19 protein-coding genes, 2 tRNA genes and 1 pseudogene are annotated in these 21,925 nt (G+C 63.4%); 12 read left to right on the forward strand and 10 right to left on the reverse strand.

Going from position 1 to position 21,925, the window contains the following annotated elements:
- Positions 1-25: 25 nt before the first annotated feature.
- The 3 genes from B384_RS18035 to B384_RS0106695 all read right to left on the reverse strand — a co-directional run bounded on the left by B384_RS18035 (position 26) and on the right by B384_RS0106695 (position 6,273).
- Positions 26-2,611, reverse strand: coding sequence for a 5'-nucleotidase C-terminal domain-containing protein (locus tag B384_RS18035; RefSeq protein WP_019482348.1), 2,586 nt, complete (start codon positions 2,609-2,611; stop codon positions 26-28).
- A gap of 249 nt (positions 2,612-2,860) precedes the next feature.
- The gene (locus B384_RS18040) at positions 2,861-5,950 is read right to left on the reverse strand and encodes an ExeM/NucH family extracellular endonuclease (protein ID WP_156809003.1); all 3,090 of its coding nucleotides are present in this window, start codon (positions 5,948-5,950) and stop codon (positions 2,861-2,863) included.
- 235 nt (positions 5,951-6,185) lie between these two features.
- Positions 6,186-6,273, reverse strand: a tRNA-Ser gene (locus B384_RS0106695).
- 63 nt (positions 6,274-6,336) lie between these two features.
- Between B384_RS0106695 and B384_RS18045 the strand changes: the two are divergent.
- Positions 6,337-7,316 (forward strand): annotated as a pseudogene (locus tag B384_RS18045) (NAD(P)H-quinone oxidoreductase).
- Between the two features lie 94 nt (positions 7,317-7,410).
- On the opposite strand, the gene B384_RS0106705 reads toward B384_RS18045, so the two are convergent.
- Positions 7,411-8,151: a GAF and ANTAR domain-containing protein gene (locus B384_RS0106705; RefSeq protein WP_019482351.1), complete on the reverse strand. Its 741-nt coding sequence runs from the start codon at positions 8,149-8,151 to the stop codon at positions 7,411-7,413.
- A gap of 408 nt (positions 8,152-8,559) precedes the next feature.
- Here B384_RS0106705 and B384_RS18050 point away from each other — a divergent pair, with 408 nt between their 5' ends.
- From B384_RS18050 to B384_RS0106720, 3 genes are all read left to right on the forward strand, one after another.
- Positions 8,560-8,802, forward strand: coding sequence for a hypothetical protein (locus tag B384_RS18050; RefSeq protein WP_019482352.1), 243 nt, complete (start codon positions 8,560-8,562; stop codon positions 8,800-8,802).
- Between the two features lie 186 nt (positions 8,803-8,988).
- On the forward strand, positions 8,989-9,450 hold the full coding sequence (locus B384_RS0106715; protein WP_019482353.1) for a hypothetical protein: 462 nt from the start codon (positions 8,989-8,991) through the stop codon (positions 9,448-9,450).
- A gap of 88 nt (positions 9,451-9,538) precedes the next feature.
- The gene (locus tag B384_RS0106720) at positions 9,539-10,378 is read left to right on the forward strand and encodes an aldo/keto reductase (protein ID WP_019482354.1); all 840 of its coding nucleotides are present in this window, start codon (positions 9,539-9,541) and stop codon (positions 10,376-10,378) included.
- Between the two features lie 119 nt (positions 10,379-10,497).
- Here B384_RS0106720 and B384_RS0106725 read toward each other — a convergent pair.
- The 4 genes from B384_RS0106725 to tmk form a co-directional block, all read right to left on the reverse strand.
- Positions 10,498-10,573 (reverse strand) — tRNA-Thr (locus B384_RS0106725).
- Positions 10,574-10,671: 98 nt separating this feature from the next.
- Complete coding sequence (locus B384_RS0106730; protein ID WP_019482355.1) at positions 10,672-12,228, reverse strand: alpha/beta hydrolase; 1,557 nt, start codon at positions 12,226-12,228, stop codon at positions 10,672-10,674.
- Positions 12,225-13,388, reverse strand: coding sequence for a DNA polymerase III subunit delta' (locus B384_RS0106735; RefSeq protein ID WP_019482356.1), 1,164 nt, complete (start codon positions 13,386-13,388; stop codon positions 12,225-12,227). Before B384_RS0106735 ends, B384_RS0106730 begins: the two co-directional genes overlap by 4 nt.
- The gene (tmk, locus tag B384_RS0106740) at positions 13,385-14,029 is read right to left on the reverse strand and encodes a dTMP kinase (RefSeq protein WP_019482357.1); all 645 of its coding nucleotides are present in this window, start codon (positions 14,027-14,029) and stop codon (positions 13,385-13,387) included. Before tmk ends, B384_RS0106735 begins: the two co-directional genes overlap by 4 nt.
- A 109-nt stretch (positions 14,030-14,138) precedes the next feature.
- Between tmk and B384_RS0106745 the strand changes: the two genes are divergently transcribed.
- The 3 genes from B384_RS0106745 to B384_RS0106755 all read left to right on the forward strand — a co-directional run bounded on the left by B384_RS0106745 (position 14,139) and on the right by B384_RS0106755 (position 16,450).
- Positions 14,139-15,302 carry a trans-sulfuration enzyme family protein gene (locus tag B384_RS0106745; RefSeq protein WP_019482358.1) on the forward strand — a complete coding sequence of 388 codons (1,164 nt, stop codon included), beginning with the start codon at positions 14,139-14,141 and terminating at the stop codon, positions 15,300-15,302.
- A gap of 9 nt (positions 15,303-15,311) precedes the next feature.
- The gene (locus B384_RS0106750; RefSeq protein ID WP_019482359.1) at positions 15,312-15,635 is read left to right on the forward strand and encodes a DUF2516 family protein; all 324 of its coding nucleotides are present in this window, start codon (positions 15,312-15,314) and stop codon (positions 15,633-15,635) included.
- A gap of 65 nt (positions 15,636-15,700) precedes the next feature.
- Complete coding sequence (locus B384_RS0106755; RefSeq protein ID WP_019482360.1) at positions 15,701-16,450, forward strand: phosphoglyceromutase; 750 nt, start codon at positions 15,701-15,703, stop codon at positions 16,448-16,450.
- An 89-nt stretch (positions 16,451-16,539) separates the two neighbouring features.
- Here the strand turns inward: B384_RS0106755 and phoU are convergent, their stop codons facing one another.
- Entirely contained in the window at positions 16,540-17,199 is a 660-nt protein-coding gene (gene phoU / locus B384_RS0106760; protein ID WP_019482361.1) for a phosphate signaling complex protein PhoU, read from the reverse strand.
- Positions 17,200-17,372: 173 nt separating this feature from the next.
- On the opposite strand from phoU, the gene B384_RS0106765 reads away from it, so the two are divergent.
- Both B384_RS0106765 and B384_RS0106770 read left to right on the forward strand, forming a co-directional pair.
- Complete coding sequence (locus B384_RS0106765; protein WP_019482362.1) at positions 17,373-18,626, forward strand: sensor histidine kinase; 1,254 nt, start codon at positions 17,373-17,375, stop codon at positions 18,624-18,626.
- Positions 18,623-19,303 carry a response regulator transcription factor gene (locus B384_RS0106770; protein WP_019482363.1) on the forward strand — a complete coding sequence of 227 codons (681 nt, stop codon included), beginning with the start codon at positions 18,623-18,625 and terminating at the stop codon, positions 19,301-19,303. Before B384_RS0106765 ends, B384_RS0106770 begins: the two co-directional genes overlap by 4 nt.
- A 3-nt stretch (positions 19,304-19,306) precedes the next feature.
- On the opposite strand, the gene B384_RS0106775 is transcribed toward B384_RS0106770, so the two are convergent.
- Positions 19,307-19,852, reverse strand: a complete 546-nt coding sequence (locus tag B384_RS0106775; protein WP_019482364.1) for a hypothetical protein — start codon at positions 19,850-19,852, stop codon at positions 19,307-19,309.
- Between the two features lie 265 nt (positions 19,853-20,117).
- Between B384_RS0106775 and B384_RS0106780 the strand changes: the two genes are divergently transcribed.
- The 3 genes from B384_RS0106780 to ispF all read left to right on the forward strand — a co-directional run bounded on the left by B384_RS0106780 (position 20,118) and on the right by ispF (position 21,910).
- A complete protein-coding gene (locus B384_RS0106780) occupies positions 20,118-20,600 on the forward strand; it encodes a CarD family transcriptional regulator (protein ID WP_019482365.1) in 483 nt (160 codons plus the stop codon).
- 78 nt (positions 20,601-20,678) lie between these two features.
- Entirely contained in the window at positions 20,679-21,404 is a 726-nt protein-coding gene (gene ispD / locus B384_RS0106785) for a 2-C-methyl-D-erythritol 4-phosphate cytidylyltransferase (RefSeq protein ID WP_019482366.1), read from the forward strand.
- Positions 21,401-21,910: a 2-C-methyl-D-erythritol 2,4-cyclodiphosphate synthase gene (gene ispF / locus B384_RS18055; RefSeq protein ID WP_019482367.1), complete on the forward strand. Its 510-nt coding sequence runs from the start codon at positions 21,401-21,403 to the stop codon at positions 21,908-21,910. The genes ispD and ispF overlap by 4 nt, the downstream gene beginning before the upstream one ends.
- Positions 21,911-21,925: the final 15 nt, after the last annotated feature.

Genomic DNA, 21,925 nt, shown 5'->3' on the forward strand with positions numbered 1-21,925 from the left:
CCGCCGGTCTGGCTAGGTTGTCGGACTAGAGGCCTGCGGCATACCTGCCGCAGGCTCCAACCTCGTCGTCGAACCGGTTGACGAATGCTGCCATCGCGTCACGCGCCACGGGGGTGACTGGACGGTAGGTGCCGTCTCTCCAGCCCTCGGAGATCCCGGCATCCTTCAGCCAGGAGATCTCCTTCTCGAACATCGTTCCAACAGGTACGTCAGAGAACGGCGCACCCTTGGGGTTTACATAGCTCATCGCTTCCGCATCGAGGCAAACCTCGCTGGCGAGACGCATCATGAATGCTGCCATCGCGTCCCTGTTGACCGGGGTCACCGGACGGAAGGTCCGGGTGCCGTCGGTCTCAGGCCAGCCGGTCGACAGGCCGGAGGTGTGCATCCACATGATCGCTTCGAAGTGCTCAACCCGGTCCGCTTCGTCAGCGGGGAAGGCTACGTCGCTGAACGGCGACTCCTCGGGAAGCTCGAACTCTGGTTCCCCGGCCAAGCGGTACAGGAACGCCGCCATCGCGTCGCGGTTGATGCTCGCGAGTGGACGGTACGAACGGGTTCCGTCGGCTTCCAGCCAGCCGGTGGAGAGACCGTTTTCTGCCATCCACTCGATGTGGTCCTGGTGTTCGTTGCCTTCGACGTCGGTGAACTCAGCGATTTCGACGCCAATGGGGAGGCGTACCTCGGTGCCGGAGTCGGGTGCGGTCAGGTAGAACGTCGCGCCGAGGGCGTCGGCGGGAACGGTGAACGCGATCCGTGCTGCTCCGTCAGTCACGTCGAACGTGCTGATCTCCGCTGGCTCACCGTCGCCGACGGAGTAGGACAGGACGATGCTGGTGTTGGTGGGGCTGCCCAGGGACGTCAGGTCCAGTTTGGAGACGTCGAAGCTGACCTCCTGGCCGAGAACCACGTTCGTGGGTGCGCCCTGAACCTGCACCGCGCGGCGGTCGAAGGTCGGTGAGAGCGGGCTGTTGGCTTCGATGTAGTCGAACCATGCTTCCCGGTCAACCAGACCCGAGTCCAGGGTATCGGCGCCTTCGTTGAAGACCACGAAATCGTCGCCGCCCTGGATCAGGAAGTTGAAAGTGCCAACCCGGTAGTCACGGGTTGGCTCAAGTGGCGCCCCGTCGATGGTTACCGAAGTGATCCGGGAGCCTTCGGCCGCCTGGGCATCGTAGGTGTAAGTGACATTGTCCGACAGTCCCAGATGCAGGAAGTTGGTGCGGACGCCGCCCTCGCGGGGCCACTGCTGCTCCAGCAGTTCGGCGAACTGGGCGCCGGTCAGCGTGGTGGTCGCCAGGTTGTTCAGGAAGGGCAATACCGCGTTGGCTTCAGCGACTGTGATGTCGCCGTTCTCGTCGTAGTACAGCTCGGCACGGAGCCCACCGGGGTTGGCGACGCCGATTTCGGCTCCGCCGCGCAGATCCGACTGCAGTGACGACAGCAGCGAGTCAGCGACCAGATTGCCCAGCGTGGATTCCGATCCGCGGTCATCACGCGAATCACCGGTGAACGCGGTGGTGATGTCCTCGGTGACCTTCCCGAGGACAACGCTGCCGAGCTCGTCGGCAGTCGCAATCGCTTCGTTGACGATCGTCTGGACCTCTGCCACCCGTGGGTAGTCGGCGACCAGCTCGGCGTCGTCGATCCCTGTACGGGGTACGTTGCGGGCCTCATACTCGACGACGTCGCCGGTGAGGGTGTCGACGGTCAGCTCGATCTGACCGATGAACTCGCCATAAGAACCTGTTTGGACGATCGGACGGGTTTCGCCGGCCTCGCCGGGAACTGGAGCGTCTGAGGCGTAGAACGAGTGGGTGTGCCCGTTAAAGATTGCGTCCACCAGTGGTGTGGTCCCATTGACGATCGCATCGAATTCGCTGCCCGGGATAACTTCGGGAAGGGCTGCCGAGTCTTCGCTCGATCCGTCAGCACCCGCATGGTACTCCGCGACGATGACGTCGGCCAGGTCGCCGTCCTCGATCTCCTGCGCCACACGGTTGACGGCCTCGACGGGATCCCCAAAGTCGATGGTCTCGATGCCGCCGGGGCTCACCAGGGTAGGTGTTTCCTGGGTGACAGCCCCGATGACAGCTACTTCGATGCCATCCACTGTGAAGACTTCGTACTCATCCAACGCCGGTTCCTGGGTGCCCTTGGTGTAGACGTTGGCGCCCAGATAGGAGAAGTTTGCGATTGGTTCAACACGCTCGGTGAGGTCCGCGAATCCGCCGTCGAATTCGTGGTTGCCGACCGCCGAGGCGCGCAACTCCAGCGCGTTGAGCACATCGATCGTTGGAACGTCGCGCTGCGATGAGGAGGCGTACAGCGACGCCCCAATGTTGTCACCGGCCGAGATGAAGAGCGTGTTCTCCGCGCCGGCCTCAGCCCTCAACTGTTCGACGGTGCCAGCGAACTTCACCGTGTTGCGGTCGATGCGTCCGTGGAAATCGTTGATGTTGAGAAGACTGATCTCGGTGGTGACGCCGGGGGCTTTGACTTCGACGTCGGTCTGTTGCGTCGCATAGGCGGGTAGTGCGGCTATCGGGGAGGCGAGAAGCCCCACCGCTAGCGTGGCACCAAGCCCGCCCTTCCATGACGAATGTTTCATCCGCTAGTTCTCCTTGGCTTTGGCTGTTGACAGCCGCGAGTGAGTCCGCCTGTGTGTGAAACACGGGCCTGGTGGCTCGAAAAATATGCTGAATGTGATCCAACTGACCTTTTGAGTCAAACCGAGCCAACCAGACCATCGTGAACGAGAGGTGACTAAAAGTGAAGAGCAGGGGGCCAGCCTTTAACGAAAGTTGGCCCCGGTTCGAAGCCGGGGCCAACTTTTCCAGGGCGGAACGCGCCGCAGGACTTACCTGCCGCAGGATCCAAACGTGTCGTCGAACCGGTTCACGAAGGCTGCCATCGCGTCGCGGGCCACCGGGGTGACCGGGCGGTAGGTGCCGTCGCCCCAGCCCTCGGAAATCCCGGCGTCCTTCATCCAGGAGATTTCCTCCTCGAACATCATGCCCTCAGGCACGTCCGTGAACGGGGGGCCGCTGGGGTCGACATACTCGATGGCTTCCTCGTTCAGGCAGGTCTGCCCGGCGAAGCGCTTCAGGAATGCTGCCATCGCGTCCCGGTTGACCGGGGTCACCGGGCGGAAGGTCCGGGTGCCATCGGTCTCTGGCCAGCCAGTGGAAAGCCCCGATTCGTGCATCCACATGATCGCGTCGAAGTGCTCAACCCGGTCAGCTTCATCGGCGGGGAAGGCTACGTCGCTGAACGGTGATTCGTTTGGAAGTTCGAACTCAGGTTCCCCGGCCAGCCGGTAGAGGAACGCGGCCATCGCGTCGCGGTTGATGCTTGCCAACGGGCGGTAGGTCCGGGTGCCATCGGCTTCCAGCCAGCCGGTGGAAAGGCCGTTTTCTGCCATCCACTCGATGTGGTCCTGGTGTTCGTTGTCCTCAATATCGGTGAACTCAATGACTTCGTCCAGATCCAGACCGACAATTACTGGATCGTGGTCGCTGGCGCGGTACTGGTCAGCGGTGTAATAGTTCACCGGGGTGTAGTTGAACCGGCTGTACTCGAGCGCCACCGATTCGACCGCATTGATATTCCAGATGTCGACGCCGGTGACAGTTGCATCGGCTTCAGGTGAGGCGAGGATGTGATCCAGTGATCCTGACTGTCCACCAAAGACGTAGGAGTACTTCCCGGTGTCGGCGCCCTGGTTGATGTACCCGGCCTCGTAGAACACCTGCATGGGGTCTTCAGCCGTGTAGGAGTTGAAGTCACCCGTGAGGAAAACCTTATCGGTGCCAGCTTCGGCCTGCATCGTGTCGGCGAAGTCCACGAGAGCTGCTGCCTGCTTTACGCGGTCAGGGTTTGAAGCTCCCTGCCCGTCGCCCTGGTCTTCATTCTCCCCGGAACCGGAGCCCTTCGACTTGAAGTGGTTCACGATCGCAAGGAACTTCGTCGACTCGCCGCCGCCAGCGACCTGGAAGGCTTGCGCTAGCGGCTTTCGGGCGTTCGAGAACGCGACGTCGTCATCGAGGATGACTGAATCACCGACGGTCTCTACCGCGGCGGGCTTGTAAATGAAGGCGTTGCGGATGACGTCTTCGTTGGCGGGCACCTCGGCGGGGGAGGGGACGAAGTCCCAGACCCCCGGCTCAACTTCGTTCAGGGCCGTGGTCAACGAAGCGAGCGCCTCGTCACGATCCTTGCCGAAGGCCGCCGAGTTCTCGATTTCTTCCAGCGAGACCATGTCGGCGTCAAGGTTGGTCAGCGCATCAACGATCTTGGCTTCCTGGCGCTCAAGACTTTCAGTGTTGGCAGCACCGCGAGCGTCACAGCCGCCCCGGACCGTGATGGGGTTGCCAGCGCGGTCGTTGTAGTAGGTGCACCCGGCCAGCTCATCACCGGTAGTGCTGAAGTAGTTCAACACGTTGAACGAGGCAATCTTGATGTCGCCGCCCACTTCCACTGGGGTGGCCGGCCGTTCGCCTGCGAAGGTGACTGGCTGAACTTCATCGGCATTATCAGGGGTGAGGTGTGTCACCGGCTGGAATCGCCATACGCCGAAGTCGAAGTCGACGATGACGTCGGAGACAAAGGTCGCTGACCCGTTGACCCGGACTGGATTCTCGACCGTCAGGTAGGGCAGGGCGCGGTCCATGTTCCGGACGAAGTCGATCGTGGCGCCGTCGTCGAGAGTGACTCCGCGGGCGCTGTTGTCTGCCTGAACGGCCGCGTTCTCCGGGGTGCCGGGAGGGGCAATTTCGGTGGGCTGAACCAGGGCGTCGGTGCCGAAGGCCAGATCAATTTCGCCGTAGCGGTTCAGGTCATAGTTGTCCGTAACGGTGAAGTCGCCGGTCGGCCTGACGAGCATGCTCTCCAGCACTTCACGCTCGGCGTTGGTTGCCGGCCAGGGCGTGATGAGGGACTTGACCTCCTCGGCTGGCTCGGTCAGCACGGTGGCCGCACCGGCCACTACCTCGATCTGGGTGACACCGAAGTTCTCCCCGGCCTCACCCGTAACCTCCACATGGTCACCGATCGCGACGTCGGCGACGGTGCCTGGGGAGTAAATGAAGATGCCGTCAGAGGCGGCACCCGCTTCGCCGCCGGTGCCTTCTGTCTGGATCACGTAGCCGTCAATGCCACCGGTGGGATAGGCGGCGGTAACAACGCCCCGGGTGGTGACCGTTTCACCCGCCAGCGGTGTGGCAGTTCCGGTGCCCTGAATCTCGTTGATGGGAACAACGTCGCCGGCGACCGGCGGTTCTGGCTCCGGTTCGGGTTCAAAGCTGCCCGTCTCGCCGTCAGCGTTCGTCGGTGTGACCGCCTCGCTGAGGGTGAAGTCGGCTGAGTTGTCGTCGGTGTCGACGAAGCCTGTCCGATTCAATGACCGGGGGTCGGAGTTGCTGTCGGGTTTGGGCGCAACAGCTGTTTCGAACGTGTTCGAGGACCCGTACCCCAACAGGTCTTCGATCGCAGGGTTGCCGGTCACCGAACCGGTGGCCAGCGGATTCAGGGCCGCGGAGTCATTCGACAGGATCAGGGTGCCGCCGCCCCCGGCGAAGCTGGCGCCTATCGTCGCGTCCACCTCAGGCAGCGCGACACCGTTGTCGGCGTTGCTGGATCCGCCGACCAGGTAATGGCCATTAGCCGGAATGGTGCCGGTCAGCGGTGCAACACCGGTTGGTGCGGCGGACCCACTGGCGGACCGGTACTGCAGGGACCAGCCGCTGATGTCCACCGGCTGATCTGTGGTGTTGTGGAGTTCAACAAACTTGTTCAGATACGGGGCATTGGCGCTTCCCCCGTTCACATAGGCCTCGTTGATCACGATGCCGTTCGGTGCCGCGTAGGCGGGAAGCACGGCTACCGGCGAGGCGAGCAGCCCCATCGTTAGCGCAGCACCAAGCCCGCCCTTCCATGACGAATGTTTCATCCGCTAGATCTCCTTGACTTTGGCTGATGACAGCCGCGAGTGAGTCCGCCCGTGTGTGGAACACGAGCCTGATGGCTCGAAAAAAGTGCTGAATGTGATCCAGCCGACCTTTTGGGCCACGTTCGAGCCAACCAGACCATCGTGAACGAGAGGTTGCGGAAAGTGAAGGGTAAGCGAGTCAGGCGTTAACGAATGTTGGCCCCGGTATGAAACCGGGGCCAACACTTTCTACGGGCGGAAGGTAAGAGATTCGAACTCTTGGTACGGGGTTACCGCACACTGGTTTTCAAGACCAGCTCCATCGGCCGCTCGGACAACCTTCCCAAGTGAGTAGTCTTTCACGTAGCTTCCAGTTCAACCAAAAAACCGTTCCAGTGGAGGACCTTTTGAGAGCAGTAGTAATCACCGAACCAGGCGCACCAGAGGTGCTCAGTGTGTCGCAGGTGGCTGCGCCCCAGGCAGGGCCGGGGGAGCTGCTGATCGACGTCGTCGCCGCCGGGCTGAACCGGGCGGACGTCCAGCAGCGCAAAGGACTCTACCCTCCGCCGCCGGGTGCGTCGGAGTATCCCGGGCTGGAGGTCTCGGGCAGGATTGCCGACGCCGGTGGGTCCGGTTTTTCGGTGGGTGATGAGGTGGTGGCGCTGCTGTCCGGCGGCGGGTACGCGGAGCAGGTCNCCCCGCCGGTCAGGTCCTTCGTGCGCCGTCGGGAATGGATCTGGTAGCGGCTGCGGCCCTGCCGGAGGTTGCGGCGACTATCTACTCGAACCTGTTCCTCACCGCGCACCTTCAAGCCGGCGAGCGGGTGTTGATCCATGGGGGCGCCGGCGGAATTGGAACCATGGCCGTCCAGCTGGCGCTTGCGTTCGGGGCTATCCCGCTTGTCACTGCGGGATCGGCGGCAAAGCTCGAGGTTGCACGGGGCCTCGGCGCCGTCACCTGCATCAACTATCGGGAGCAGGACTTCGTCGCTGAAGTAGCCGCAGCCACGTCGGGTCGAGGGGCGGACGTGATTCTCGACGTCGTGGGCGCCAAGTACCTTGAGCAGAATGTTCAGGCGCTCGCCGTCGGGGGGCGCCTGGTCATCATCGGTTTGCAGGGCGGTGCCAGGGCCGAGCTGAATCTTGGTGCGCTGATGACGAAGCGCGCTTCGGTGGCCGGCACCACACTGCGTGGGCGTCCAGTGGCTGAGAAGACTGCCATCATGGCGGCGGTCCGGGACCATGTCTGGCCGCTTGTCGAGTCGGGCAAGGTCAAGGCGATGGTAGACCGCACCTTCCCGCTGGAGCGTGCGGTCGAAGCCCATCAGTACTTTGATTCCGGGGAACACACCGGGAAAGTTCTCCTCACGGTGGCTCCTCCCCACTGATCAGCAGGGATGGATGAAACGACCACTTGAATCCGCCGACTGTCTAGACCTTCCCGCTCAGCGGGCACGATCGGTGTATTTCTGTAGCGGGAGGCTACTTCTCGAAGTGGGTGGTGGTTGGTGCCTGATTGGCCGAAGCCACAACCGCGCTGGCAACTTCGCGCAACTTGATGTTGCGGGCACTGGATGCGGACTTCAGGATCTCAACCGCCTCGTCCTGCGAGCACCGGTTTTGGGCCATGATGATTCCTGCCGCAAGGTCGATCACCGTGCGGGACCGCATGGCGGCTTCGAGGTGCTTGCTGGCATCGCTGAGCTGAGCCATCCGCACCGCAAGCCGCAAGGACTTGGAGGCTTCCAATGCAAAGGCTTCGGCGGCCGCGACGGCGTCGTCGTCGAACGCGTTGGTCACGGTCGAATAGAAATCGAGACCAGCCCGCGACTCGCCGCCCAGGGGGACGGGTATCCCCAACGCCGAGCGGATGCCGTGCTCGGCGACGGCGTCCCGGTAATCGGGGAACCGGGTGTCATTGGGAACATCGCGCACGTGGACCGTCACGTTTTCGCGTGCGGCCCGCAGGCACGGACCGTCGTCGAAGGCGTACTGAATCTCGTCGGTCTTCCGGGCGAGCTCGCTGCTACTGGCGACCGTCCCCATGGTGCGGGGGCGGAGGAGTGTCAGCCCACACAGCACCTCACCGGAGGCCTTCGACGTCAGCGTTTTCGCGGCCAGCTGGGTGAGCCCGGTGAGAAAAGTGCTCACGTCGTCGCTATCCATCACCATGTCCAGCAAAACGTTGTGAATATCCGACTCCACCCGCTGGGCTTCTGACATGCTGTTCTCCACTTCTTGGCGTCCTTCAACGACCCCACACCTGACGGAGTCAACTCTAATCGGTGCGAGACTCGGGCGGGTTCTGGTCGGCGATCCGGTGTTGAATAGCTGCGCCGCCCAGTCTTGTCGGGATGGGATATAGTCATAGACAGGTTGAGCAGACAGCCACGGGAACCTCTCCTCGTAAACAGGATTTCGATGGCCTTAACGCTGCACGGATTGCCCCTTCGGGCCCCGGTCAAGACACCCACATCCTCCCGCGCCGCGGGCATCTCTCAGACGGCTTGTCCCTCGGCAATTCCGCGTCTGTGAGGACCGCCCTGCGTCCGGCCAGCTGGTGATGTCACCCGTTTGGCCCTGCTGCTTTGTCAGCGCCTCCTCGTATTTAGTCATCTTGGAAGGACCCCCATGACCGACACCACCCGCCTCGCTCCCGATGAGGCGTTCCCTGACGACCTGACACAGTTGGAGAGCTCCGAGGTGATGATCCTGAACAGCAGGATTCATCGCGAACTCGACGCCGAATACGTCAGGTATGGGCTACCGGACCCTGAGACCGAGGGGCGACTCGAGGAGATTACCGAGGAGCTGGATCGTCGTGAGAACCAATGCTACCGGTCGTCGTCACCACAGGAAATCGTCGGCGACTAGCCGGGTCCTCGGCTGCAGGAAGTCCGGGGTAGCTCCACGGGGAGTCATCCGGGCCTTCCCCAGTGGCGCACCGTGAGACGATAATTCCATGAGTAAACAGCAGAGTCTTGCTCAAACAGACACCACTCCGGCCCGTCTCCTGGAGTTCGTCGATTCCCCAGCCAGACTGGCGCGCCGCTGATCGCCATGGGATTCTTCTCCGCTGCCCGACAAGGGCGCAAGGACGATGCCGAGCTCGGCACGGGCGTCTGGCGGCGTGCCCATGACCGCTTCCGCCGCGGCCTGGACCAGTATCACCAGATTCTTGAAGGCGTGGCCGACGACGAGGTCTATAACCAGCTGGCCGGACTGGCCAATGAGCTCGGGCCCCTGCTGGAACGGGTGCACACCATTTGTGTGACCGCGCAGGCGTCATCACCCAGCCAGGGGTTGGACATCCCGGGCGCGCTCACGCCAGTACACAGGGCGCTTTCGAGGGCCGGAAACTCCCTCGCGACAACGGCCGAGGCGGCCGCGATGGCGAGGCTCGACGGCGAACGCTGGGGGCTGGCATCTGCTGGCCTGGATAACGTGAAAAGGCGAGCCGACCTGGTCGAAGAAGATATTGCCGAAGCTGAACGTCAATTGGCGGCAAGCCTGAACGTCTGACAATAAAAAGGGTGCTGACGAAATAATTCGGCGTGGATAGCGGTTCACTTTAGTGACATCGCATTCATTCACACGGCGAAAGGCATTTATGACTACCTCACCGAATCTCACATTCCACGATGGCGTTAGCATCCCCCAGCTCGGCTACGGCGTATGGCAGGTTGACGACGCAACCGCGGAAGACGTCGTCGGGCGCGCCTTCAAGGCCGGGTACCGCCACATCGATACGGCGGCCGCCTACCAGAACGAAGCGGGTGTCGGCCGGGCCATTGCTGCCTCCGGTCTGGACCGCGACGAGCTTTTCATCACCACAAAGCTGTGGAACGCCGACCAGGGTTATGAGAGCACGCTTAAGGCGTTCGACGTCTCGATGGAGAAGCTTGGCCTGGAGAAGCTCGATCTTTACCTGATCCATTGGCTGCAACCGAAGCAGGGTAAGTACCTTGATACGTGGAAGGCGCTGATCGAACTGCAGAAGCAGGGGCGGGTCACTTCGATCGGGGTGTCGAACTTCACCGTCGAGGCTCTTCAGGAGATCATCGACGCAACCGGAGTCGTTCCCGTGATCAACCAGGTGGAGACGCACCCGTTCTTCAACCAGGCGGAGCTCAAGGCCTTCCATCAGGAGAAGGGCATCCTGCACGAGTCCTGGTCGCCGCTGGGTTCGGGCAAGGGGCTCCTCGAAGACCCAGCCCTGGTCGAGATCGCCTCCAAGCACAACGCCACACCGGCACAGGTTGTCGTGGCCTGGCACCTCGCGCTCGGCAACGTGGTGATCCCGAAGTCAGTCACTGAGTCTCGGATTGTCGAGAACTGGGACGCCCTGGATGTCACGCTCGACGCCGGGGACATCGACGCCATCAACGCCCTCGATAAGGGTGCCGACGGGCGTATCGGCGCGGACCCGGCAACTGCCGACTTCGCCTAACCGCCAGGCGCGTTAGCTTCACGCGCTCCGGTAAGCAACCTGGACATCGGTGTGGGAAATTCCCTCACCGGTGTCCAGGTTGCTAACGCGTGTCCGGGTTGCTCACCGGATTAAAGAAGTGGAGCCTCCTGCCAGAGTCGAACTGGCGACCTTCTCATTACGAGTGAGACGCTCTACCGACTGAGCTAAGGAGGCTGAAGCTTCAGGAGACGCGCGTGAGCACGGCCCAATCCACAAGCGTCAACTCTATAAGAGCAGCCGCGTGCAGGTCAAAAGCAGCCACGGTGGGCGCATCAGTCGCAGCTGACGCCGTCCTCGGGAAGCGTGCCGTCAACGAAATAGTCATCCACGAGGTCCTCGATGCAGTCGCCGGCCCGACCGTAGGCGGTGTGACCTTCGCCGTCCCAGGTGACGTGGACTGAGGTTTCGAGCTGATCCGCCAGCGCCAGCGACCAGTCGTAGGGCGTTGCGGGGTCTCCGGTGGTGCCGATGACCAGCATTGGTGCGGCATCAGGGGCCGACGCCGGAGCGGGCGCGAGCACCGGCCCGTACTCCCACGCGTCGCAGGTCACCCCGCCGTAGGCGAGATAGGGGCCGAAGGTCGGCGAAGCCTCGGCTAGTTCGTCGGCGTCGGCCGCCAACTCCGCGGGGTCATTGGTCATCGGGTAGTCGAGGCAGTTGATCGCGATGAATGCGGCGTTGCTGTTGGTGAGGTAGCTGCCGTCTGCTTCGCGTTCAGCACCGAGGTCCGCCAGTTGCAGCATCGCGGACGGGTCGCCCTGCAGCGCCTGGTCGAGCGCGCCGGTGAGCAGGGTCCAGTTGTTGTTGTCATATAACGGCAGGATGAAGCCGCTGAAGAAGGTGCCGATCGTGACCAGGCGGCCGTCAGCGGCTGTCATCGGGCTTTCCTCGACCGACCGGAACAGGTCCTGGATGACTGCCACGCCCTCCTCGATTCCGGCGGGAAGGGGGCAGTCGCTGGAGAGCTGGCAGTCAGCCACATAGGTGCGCAGCGCCGTCTCGAAGGCCTGGGCCTGCCCCAGCGTGATCTCTTCATTGCTCAAGGACGGATCCACTGCGCCGTCCAGCACCAGTCGCCCGGTGTTGGCGGGGAACAGTTCGGCGTAGGCAGCACCAAGTGCCGTGCCATAGGAGAACCCAAGGTAGTTGAGGTCTTGGTCGCCGACGGCGGCACGCAGAATGTCCAGGTCGCGGGCCGCGCTGTCGGTGTCCACGTACCCGAGCAGTTCACCGGTTCGTTCGGCGCACTGTGCGGCGAAGTCCTCAGCTTCGGCGGTGAGCGTCTCAAACGCTTCCTCGTCGGAGATCTCCGGCTCCAGATATTCCAGCCTGTCCGCTTCGCGCTCCTCGTCGGTCTGGCAGTCGACGGCCGACGATTTCCCCACCCCGCGGGGGTCGAAGCCGACGACGTCGTAAGCCTCCCGCAACCGGTCGCTGGTGACGTACGTCAGTGCGTCCTTGACGATGTTGACGCCGGACCCGCCCGGGCCGCCCGGATTGACCAGCACCGAACCCTGGGATTCGCCCGTGGCGTCGCTGCGAATCAGGGCGATATTGATCGAGTCGCGCGCAGGGTCGGCGTAATCCAGGGGGACCTTGACGGTGGCGCAGGCGAACGTCTCCTCGCACAGCTCCCAGGCCACCTCCTGGGTGTAGAAGCTTTCAAGGTCCGCGGGCACATCCCCAACGACCTCGGGGTTCACTGATTCGACCCCCGTTTCCGGACCATCGCCCGGCCCGGGGGAGAGCAGCTGGCAGCCGGACAGCGCCAGCGCGCCGGAGAGGACGACGGCGGCTGAGGCCAGACGACGGTGGGGAAAACGTCTCACGCGGTGTAATCCTTTTCGGGGAGGAGGCTGACTGCCATGGCCTCGATGGCAAGCAACGGGGCAACGTTGGTGTTAACGATCCGGTCCCGCACTTTGTTGATGGCCTCAATCCGCACCAGTGTCGCCTCAGGTGTCCCGGACCGGGCGAACGCCTCCAGCTCGGGGCGCAGCGGCTCGTTCACCAGATCGCGACCGCTGGAAACCTGCAGCATCAGCACATCCCGGTAGAAGGACGTCAGGTCGGTCAGCGCACGGTCAAAGTAGTCGTTCTTCGACCGCTTGGCCCTGCGGGTCTGGTCATCCTCCAACCGCTTGACCTGCCCCCGGATAGCCGGCGGCAGGGTGCCGCTTTCGGGCGCGCCGAGGGTAGCGAGCAGCGCGGCCTTCTCCTGGGCATCCCGCTGCTCGAAGGAGCTCTGCGCCTCGGCCTCGGCTAGTTTCACCAGATCCGCCGCCGCCTTCATTGCCCCGGCGACGCTCTTCAGATCAAGCGGCAATCTCACGATCTGGTTCCGCCGGTCCCGGGCGCCGTCGTCGGTGGCGAGCCGTTTGGCCACGCCGATGTGGCTTTGCGCTGCCCGCGCTGCGGCTTCCGCCGTCGCCGGATCGATGCCGTCGCGGCGGACCAACAGGTCGGCCACGTCCTGCACCGGCGGCAGTCGCAGGTTGACGGCCCGGCACCGGGATCTGATGGTCACCAGCACGTCGCCGGGGCTCGGCGCGCACAGCAACCAGATAGTCCGGGGCGGCGGCTCTTCGATGGCCTTCAACAGCACATTGGTGCTGCGCTCCTGCATCCGGTCGGCGTCCTCCACGATGATGACCCGCCAGCGGCCGGTGGACGGCTTGTCCTGTGCTTTACGAACCAGTTCGCGCGCCTCATCAATGCTGATTGTCACTTTTTCGGTGGTGACGTTGGTGATGTCGGCGTGCGAGCCTGCCAGGGCGGTCCGGCATGCCCGGCACTCCCCGCAACCTCGTTCGTCCAATGCGTCCCGGTCGCAGAGCAGCGCGGCGGCGAATGCCCGTGCGGCGTTGGACCGACCCGATCCCGGTGGACCGGTGAACAGCCAGGCGTGGTTCGGTTGACCGGCAGACGCGGCGCGTTTGAGCTGCTCAACCACGGGCTCCTGACCCATCAGGAAGGTCCATACGCTCACGCCAGATGCTCCTCGACTGCTTTGAGGATGGCGTCCGCCAAGTCAGTGACCGGGTTCCGGGCCGGCAGCACCAGATATTGGGCCGGGTCGGCGGCCGCCCGTTCGAGGAACGCCCCGCGGATCAGCGCATGGAAAATGTCCGGCTCGGATTCCAGCCGGTCCTCAGCCCCGTTCTGCATCCGGCGTCCGCGCCCCTCCAACGGGTCGACGTCGAGCAGCACCGTGAGATCGGGGCGCAACCCCTCGACGGCCCACAAGTTGACCTCCAGCACGCTATCCGTCCCCAGGCCGCGCCCGGCGCCCTGATAGGCCACCGAGGAGTCGATGTATCGATCGCAGACGACGACGGCGCCCCGCTCCAGTGCGGGCAGGATCGTCTGGTGGACGTGCGCCGCCCTGGACGCGGCGAAGATGAGGGCCTCGGTCCGGGGATCAATGTCGCCCTGACCGTGATCGAGGACCAGAGAGCGGAGTTTCTCCCCAATGACCGTGCCACCAGGTTCCCGGGTGCGTATCACTTCAAGGCCGCGTTTCTGCAGCGCGGTGGCCAGCAGACCCGCCTGGGTGGACTTGCCGGCGCCGTCGCCGCCTTCGAAAGCAATGAACAGCCCGGACGTGCGGCGTGCGGATGGTGTACTCACCCGACCAGCCTATCGAGGATCACCGACACACTTGTCCTGCCGGCCGTCACCCGGCCCAGGGGAGCGGGTCACATTTCACCCGGTCGCCACGGCCAACTACCCTGAACCCATGACCCACCACGATCACCACCAGCTCGCCCCGGACACGATAGTGGTGGCCGCCGGCCGCCCCCCGCGGGAGCACGATGCCCCGGTGAACCCGCCGATCGTGCTGTCCTCTACCTTCCACGAGGCGGTGGATCCAGCGGCGGGGGACCGCATCTATGGCCGCATGTCCAACCCCACCTGGGACCCGTTCGAGGAAGCCCTCGGCAAGCTCGAGGGTGCGGCGCTGCCGGCCCTCGTGTTCAGCTCAGGCCTGGGTGCTGCTGCTGCCGCGTTGTCGCTGGTGCCGACGGACGGCAACGTTGTCATGCCCCGCCACGCCTACGCCGGGTCGCTCAGCCTCGCCGGTGATGAGGCGTCGCGCGGCCGGTTCACTGTGCAGACGGTTGACGTCGCCGACACTGACCAGGTGCTCGCCGCCCTGGCCGGCACTGACCTGCTCTGGCTGGAGAGCCCCACCAACCCCATGCTCGAAGTGGCCGACCTGCGAACCATCATCAGCGCCGCGAAAAAGGCTGGAGTCACGGTGGTGGTTGACAACACGTTCAACACGCCGCTGGTTTGCCGGCCCCTGGACTTCGGCGCCGACGTCGTGCTCCACTCGGTGACCAAGTATCTGGCCGGTCACTCCGACGTCGTCCTGGGCGCCCTGGCCACCTCCGACCCTGATCTGCAGGCGAAACTGCTCAAGCACCGCACCCTGTATGGGGCCATTGCCGGACCGTTCGAGGTCTGGCTGGCGCTCCGCGGGCTACGTACGCTGGCCCTCCGGGTTGAACGGTCCCAGGCCACGGCCCTGTACCTTGCGCGCAAACTCCAGTACCACCCGGCTCTGACCAGGGTTCGGTTCCCCGGACTACCCGAAGATCCCGGGCACCAGCGCGCCGCCGACCAGCTGAACGGCTTCGGCTCAATTATCAGCATCGAACTGGCAGATGTGGCAGCAGCCGAGGCCCTGGTCTCGGCGGTGCGCCTGTGGCTGCCAGCAACTTCCCTGGGTGGCGTCGAATCATTGATCGAACGACGGCGGCGGCAGACCGGCGAGCCGGTGACCGTGCCGGAATCCCTGGTGCGGCTCTCGGTTGGGATCGAAAACCCCGAGGACCTGTGGGCGGATCTGGAGCAGGCCCTGGCCGGGCTGGGAGAACTCGACGACTCCACCCGATAAGCTGGACCCGTGAACATCGCTTATGACATTCGGAATTATCTGTACCTGGCGCTCGGGTTGGTGGCGGTTGGTATTGAGATCTGGGCGCTTGTCGATTGCGTGAGGCGGCCCGCCGCGAACTTTGAGGCCACGATGAAGCGCACCAAGGGCTTCTGGACCGCGATGACCGGTGGAGCTGCCGCCGTTGGCGTGCTGACGGTCCTCGTGACCGCATCTGGGCTCTTCGGCCTGCTGCAGATCGTCGCAGTGATTGCGGCGTGCGTCTACCTCGCAGACGTGAAACCGGCCGTCTCCGAGGTGCGGGGTGGCAGCGGTCCCTACGGCCCGTGGTAACCCACCGCCAGTAACAGAAGTGCACGACGGATGAACCTGAGCCTCCCATACGGCAGACTAAACCCATGACTTCCTACAAAGTGATCCTGCTCCGCCACGGCCAAAGTGAGTGGAACGAGAAAAACCTCTTCACCGGGTGGGTTGATGTGCCGCTCACCGAACAGGGCCGTGCCGAAGCCATCCGAGGCGGTGAACTGCTCGTCGAGGCCGGGCTTCTCCCCGACATCGTTTACACCTCACGGCAAAAGCGGGCCATCATCACGGCCAACCTCGCTCTCGAAGCCGCTGACCGCAGCTGGATTGACGTCAAACGCCACTGGCGGCTCAACGAACGCCACTACGGAGCCCTGCAGGGCAAGGACAAGGCGCAGACGCTCGCCGAGTTCGGTGAAGCCCAGTTCATGGAGTGGCGACGCTCCTATGACACCCCGCCGCCGCCCATCGAGGACAGCAGCGAGTTTTCCCAGGCCAACGACCCGCGCTACGCGGACCTCGGCGACGCCGTTCCCCGCACCGAATGTCTCAAGGACGTCCTCGACCGGTTCCTCCCATACTGGGAATCTGACATCGCCCCCGACATCAAAGCGGGCAAGACGGTCCTCATCGCAGCTCACGGAAATTCGCTGCGCGCGCTGGTGAAGCACCTCGACGGCATCAGCGACGCCGACATCGCGTCGCTGAACATCCCCACCGGTATCCCGCTGATCTACGAGCTGGACGAAAACCTGGTGCCAGTCAAGGCTGGCGGCACCTACCTCGACGCTGACGCCGCAGCCGCAGCGATTGAAGCCGTCGCCAACCAGGGCAAGCACTAACAGTCAACCAACGACGACGACGGCCGGTCCCCCTCACGGGGCCGGCCGTCGTCGTTCAGGCCTGGGGGCTAACCCGGCGATATGTCGTTTTAGATCAGTGGTGCGCTGGGCTGCCATTCACCGGTCACCAGGTAGGTGACCTTACGTGCAACCGAGACGCCATGATCGGCGAATCGTTCGAAGTACCGGCTGGCCAGGGTCACATCGACAGTGATGGGAGCTGAAACATCCCATTCGGGTGAGGCGAGGGCCTTGAACACGCCAGCGTGCAGTTCGTTGATCCGCGCATTGTGGGCATAGATTTCGTTGCTCAGCTGGAGGTTGCGGGTCTCCAGCAGATGCTTCACCTTAATGGCGATCTGCTGATCCAGCTGGGCCATTTCCTCGAAGGTGGGTCGGATCGCCGCCGGAATTACGTGGTCCGGGTACCGGAGCCGGGCAAGCTGTGCCACGTGGCGGGCCAGATCCCCCATGCGTTCCAGCGAGGCGCTCATTCGAAGCGCCCCCACGATCATCCGCAGGTCGCTCGCAACCGGGCCCTGCAGGGCGAGAATGTCGATCGCGCGCTCGTCGAGGTCGTTCTGGAGGAAATCAATGCGTGCGTCGGCTGCGATCACATCCTGGGCAAGTTCGGTGTCAGCGGTTTCAAACGCGATGGTTGCCTTGTCCATCGCGTTCGCAACCAGCTGCGATATTTCGATGAGCTGTTCACCTATCTGGTGAAGCTCTGCCTGAAAAACCTTCCGCACGGGAGGCATCCTTTCCATAGAGATGACTGCGTACGTCTATGCACAGTCCCACACAGCACATTCTCAGTTGGTGATGAACTGTTATGCACCTTTGAGTGAACGTTAGTTGAACCACTTCCCTATTGCCACCGGAAGACTCAACCCCACACCAAAGGTGCGCATAAGCTAGGCATGTGGATCCCGTTCTTCTTATTCTGATCGCTGGGCTGGTGGGCGTCGCCGTGGGCACCTTCGGCATGGCTGCCTTCAGGCTGAGCGAAATCCAGCGGCGTTCCCTGCTCTTCGTGGACGAGCCGACCCTTCCCGAAGGGGCAGCGGAGGTGCTGTCGATTATTGGCCGGGCTTATGTGGTGGTGGATGCCATCGACGGTGTGGTGCGAGCCAGCCCTGCGGCGTACGCCTTCGGCCTGGTGCGCGGCCACACGGTGGTCCACGCCGAGCTGCTCGAACTGACGGCACGGGTGCGCCGGGACGGTGTGATCGAGCAGAAACAGCTTGAACTACCCCGCGGACCGCTGGGGCAGGGCACCATTATCGTGCTCGCCCGGGTGGCTTCACTGGGCGAAGAGTACGTCCTGATCCTCGCCGATGACCGCACGGAAATCACCCGCACCGAGGAAATCCGCAACGACTTCGTGGCCAACGTGTCACACGAGCTCAAGACGCCCGTTGGCGCCATTTCACTGCTCGCTGAGGCCCTGGACGACGCGGCCGAAGACCAGGAAGCGGTCCGGCGGTTCGCCCGCCGAATGCACAAGGAATCGGCCCGGTTGTCGGCCCTGGTCCAGGACATCATCGAACTCTCACGGCTGCAGGGCGCCGACGTCGTGCGGCGCGGTCGCCCTGTGGATATCAACACGGTGATCGCCGAGGCGGTGGACCGAAACCGGCTGCCGGCAGAAAGCAAGCAGATCGACATTGTGGTGGGAGGGCGGATCAACGAGCCCGTCTACGGCGACCCGGATCTGTTGATGACCGCCTTCCGCAACCTGATCGACAACGCCATCCGGTACTCACCCGAGCGCACCCGGGTCGGGGTCGGTCTGCGGTCCCGCGACGGACTCGCCGAAATCTCGGTCACCGATCAAGGAATCGGCATCACCGCTGAGGAGCAGGAGCGGGTGTTCGAGCGGTTCTATCGGATCGACGCAGCCCGATCCCGTCAGACAGGGGGCACCGGACTGGGGCTCAGTATCGTCAAGCATGTGGTCTCGAACCACGGTGGCGAGGTGACCGTCTGGTCCCAGAACGGCCAGGGTAGTACCTTCACCGTCCGTCTCCCCGAAATGGAGGCCGACGCCGAAACGGCGGAGGAGCGTGTTGTCTCCGGCGACAGGCGAAGCGACAAATCGCCGGGTAAGCCAGGCGGAAAATCCGATGAGAAGCCGGGCGGAACCTCCGCCCATGAACAAGGAGTGAGCGTTTGACCCGCATCCTGATCGTGGAGGACGAAGAGTCCTTCAGTGACCCCCTGTCCTATCTGCTCGGCAGGGAAGGGTTCGAGGTGGCGGTGGTGGGAGACGGGATAGAAGCCATCGTCGAATTCGACCGGGCCGGCGCCGATCTGGTGCTGCTTGACCTGCAGCTACCAGGCCAGTCCGGCACCGAGGTCTGCCGGCAGCTGCGCCAGCGTTCAAGTGTTCCGGTCATCATGCTCACCGCCAAGGACGCCGAGATTGACAAGGTGGTTGGCCTGGAGCTTGGCGCCGATGATTACGTCACCAAGCCTTATTCGTCCCGTGAGCTCGTGGCAAGGATTCGCGCTGTCCTCCGCCGGCAGGCCGAACCCGAAGAACTTATTTCCAGCACCGTGCAGTCGGGCCCCGTGCGGATGGATATTGAACGGCACACGGTCAGTGTCAACGGTGATCCGGTATCCATGCCGCTGAAAGAGTTCGAACTGTTGGAGATGCTGCTGCGCAATGCGGGCAGGGTGCTGACCAGGGGCCAACTCATTGATCGGGTCTGGGGTTCGGACTACGTCGGCGACACCAAGACCCTCGACGTGCACGTCAAACGGCTCCGGGGAAAGATCGAAACCGACCCGTCGAACCCAAGCCACCTGGTGACAGTGCGTGGCCTGGGCTACAAATACGAGTCCTGAGGGTTACTCTTCCTCTTCGCCGGTCTCTTCCGGCGTTGGGGTGGGCTCAGGGGTGTAACCACCCGGGACGTACTCCCGGTATTCCGCGAGGGTCCCGTCCAGGACAGGCACCCGCAGCTCGACGCTCTCCGAGTTGACGACAAAGTTCAGATCTACCAGGGCGCCGGGGATTTCGCTGACGCCCTCGAGCACTCCATCATCGGTGGTCTCGTCTTCAAAGACCCATTTGCCCTCAGCGGGGACAGTGACGTCGACCGACGAGTTTTCGCCCTCGATGGTGAGCTGCACCGCTGAGTCTGAGGGATTGAACACCGTTCCGAGGATGGTGCCCGGTTCACCTTCTTCGGAGGTGATGATCAGGATGTTGCGGAGTTCAAGCGGGCCCACCTCGTCGACGATTCCATCCGATGCTGCGTACTGGATGGTGGTGGCCTGCTCGCTCGTCACGCTGCAACCGGTGGCACCAAGGACAGCGACCAGAGCCGCACCGGCAGCCAGGCTTCGCTTCGCCCGGATGTGCTGCAGGGGATTGATTCGGTCACTCTTCACAGCGCAAACTCCTACGGTGGTCGATCAGCATGGGGGAACAGCTAGTTGAATCTCTCCCTACAGCCTATCGGGAAAATCGGCCCGATGATGGAGCACTGCAGCACCCGGACAACTCTTTCAGAGCGACGTGGATCACTTAAAGCCTCATTCGTCAAGGGGCGAATCATAGCCACCTATTTCCATAAGTCCCGGCTGACCTGCGAAAACACGCCTTGGGCGTGTCGAATTCGTGATAAACTGATCTGCGGGAAAGGGGAAAGTCCACATGGTTTTTGAGGTCGGCGAAACAGTAGTTTATCCTCACCACGGCGCAGCGAAGATCGAAGAGATCAAGATGCGCGTGATAAAGGGCGAAGAGAAAATGTATCTCAAGCTCAAGGTGGCGCAGGGTGATCTAACCATTGAAGTTCCAGCAGAAAACGTAGACCTCGTTGGGGTGCGCGACGTAGTGGGCAAAGAGGGTCTCCAGCATGTGTTCGATGTGCTGCGGGCCGAGTTCACTGAAGAGCCAACCAACTGGTCGCGCCGCTACAAGGCAAACCTTGAAAAGCTTGCCTCGGGTGACGTGATCAAGGTTGCGGAAGTAGTCCGCGACCTGTGGCGCCGTGATCATGACCGTGGGTTGTCCGCAGGGGAGAAGAGGATGCTCGCCAAGGCGCGGCAGATTCTGATCTCCGAGCTGGCACTCGCAGAGAAAACCGACGAAGAGAAGGCCGCAAGCGTTCTTGATGAGGTTCTAGCTTCCTAATCGGTCTAACAACCGGGTTTGTTGAGGGGCCGCCCTGGTGGGCGGTCCCTTTTTCATGTCCTGGCATAGGGTAATCAGGTGTCAGAAACCAGTTCCCAGCTCGAATCCGCCCACGCGCAGGTCGGGGTCATCATTGTCGCCGGCGGCGCCGGACAGAGGCTGGGCCGCGGCATTCCCAAAGCCCAGGTGAAGTTTGCTGGCCGGAGCATCCTCGAGCACGCACTCCAGGGGGTTCTCGACGCGGAGATCGCCGCCGAGATCTGCGTGGTCGTCCCAGCCGGAGACCTTGAGCTCCGCGCCGCCGTCGTCGGCGTCTCCTCCGAGACTCCCGTGCGAGTGGTTGACGGGGGCGCTTCACGACCCGATTCGGTGGCGGCCGGCCTCTCAGGTTTGGGATCAGGCATCGGCCTGGTCCTGGTCCATGACGCCGCCCGCGCGCTCACCCCGCCGATAGTTTTCCGCCGGGTGGTCGCCGCATTACGCGACGGCGCCGAAGCGGTGATTCCCGTCATCCCCGTGGTCGACACCATCAAAACTGTCGACTGCGGATTGGTCATCGACACCCCACCCCGCGACACTCTCCGCGCAGTCCAGACACCCCAGGGTTTCAACCTGGACACCCTCCGTCGCGCCCACCAGCAACCGGGGGCAGCAGTGACCGACGATGCCACGCTGATGGAACGGCTGGGCATCCCGGTACGGGTGGTGGAGGGGGCGGACGCCGCGTTCAAAGTGACCACTGCCCAGGACCTCCTCCTCGCGGAAATTCTTGCCCAGACCCCGACAGGGAAGACCACACCATGATCCTGCCCCGCACCGGCATCGGCGTTGACGTGCACGCGTTTGCCCCCGTGGATGCACCCCGGCCGCTGTGGCTCGCGGGTCTGCTCTGGGACGGCGAACGTGGTCTGAGCGGCCATTCCGACGGCGACGCCGTGGCTCACGCCGCCGCGGACGCGCTCTTCTCCGCCGCGGGAGTCGGTGACCTCGGCACCCATTTCGGCACCGATCGCCCCGAATTCGCCGGCGCTTCGGGGGTCAGCCTGCTGACCGAAGCCGCGCGGATTGTGCGTCGCGCCGGATTCGAGATCGGCAACGTTGCCGTGCAGCTGGTGGGGAACCGGCCCAAGTTCTCACCCCGCCGGGCCGAGGCGGAAGCAGTGCTCAGCGCCGCGATGGGCGGACCCGTCAGCGTGTCGGCAACCACCACCGACGGGCTCGGATTCACCGGAAAAGGCGAGGGCATCGCCGCGGTGGCGACCGCCGTCGTCGTCCGGGTGGGGGACGGCACCAGATCGGCCGCAGGGTGAAGCAAGCCACCGCGA

The sequence above is a fragment of the Arthrobacter sp. TB 23 genome (genome assembly GCF_000294595.1).
Taxonomy (GTDB): Bacteria; Actinomycetota; Actinomycetes; order Actinomycetales; family Micrococcaceae; genus Arthrobacter_D.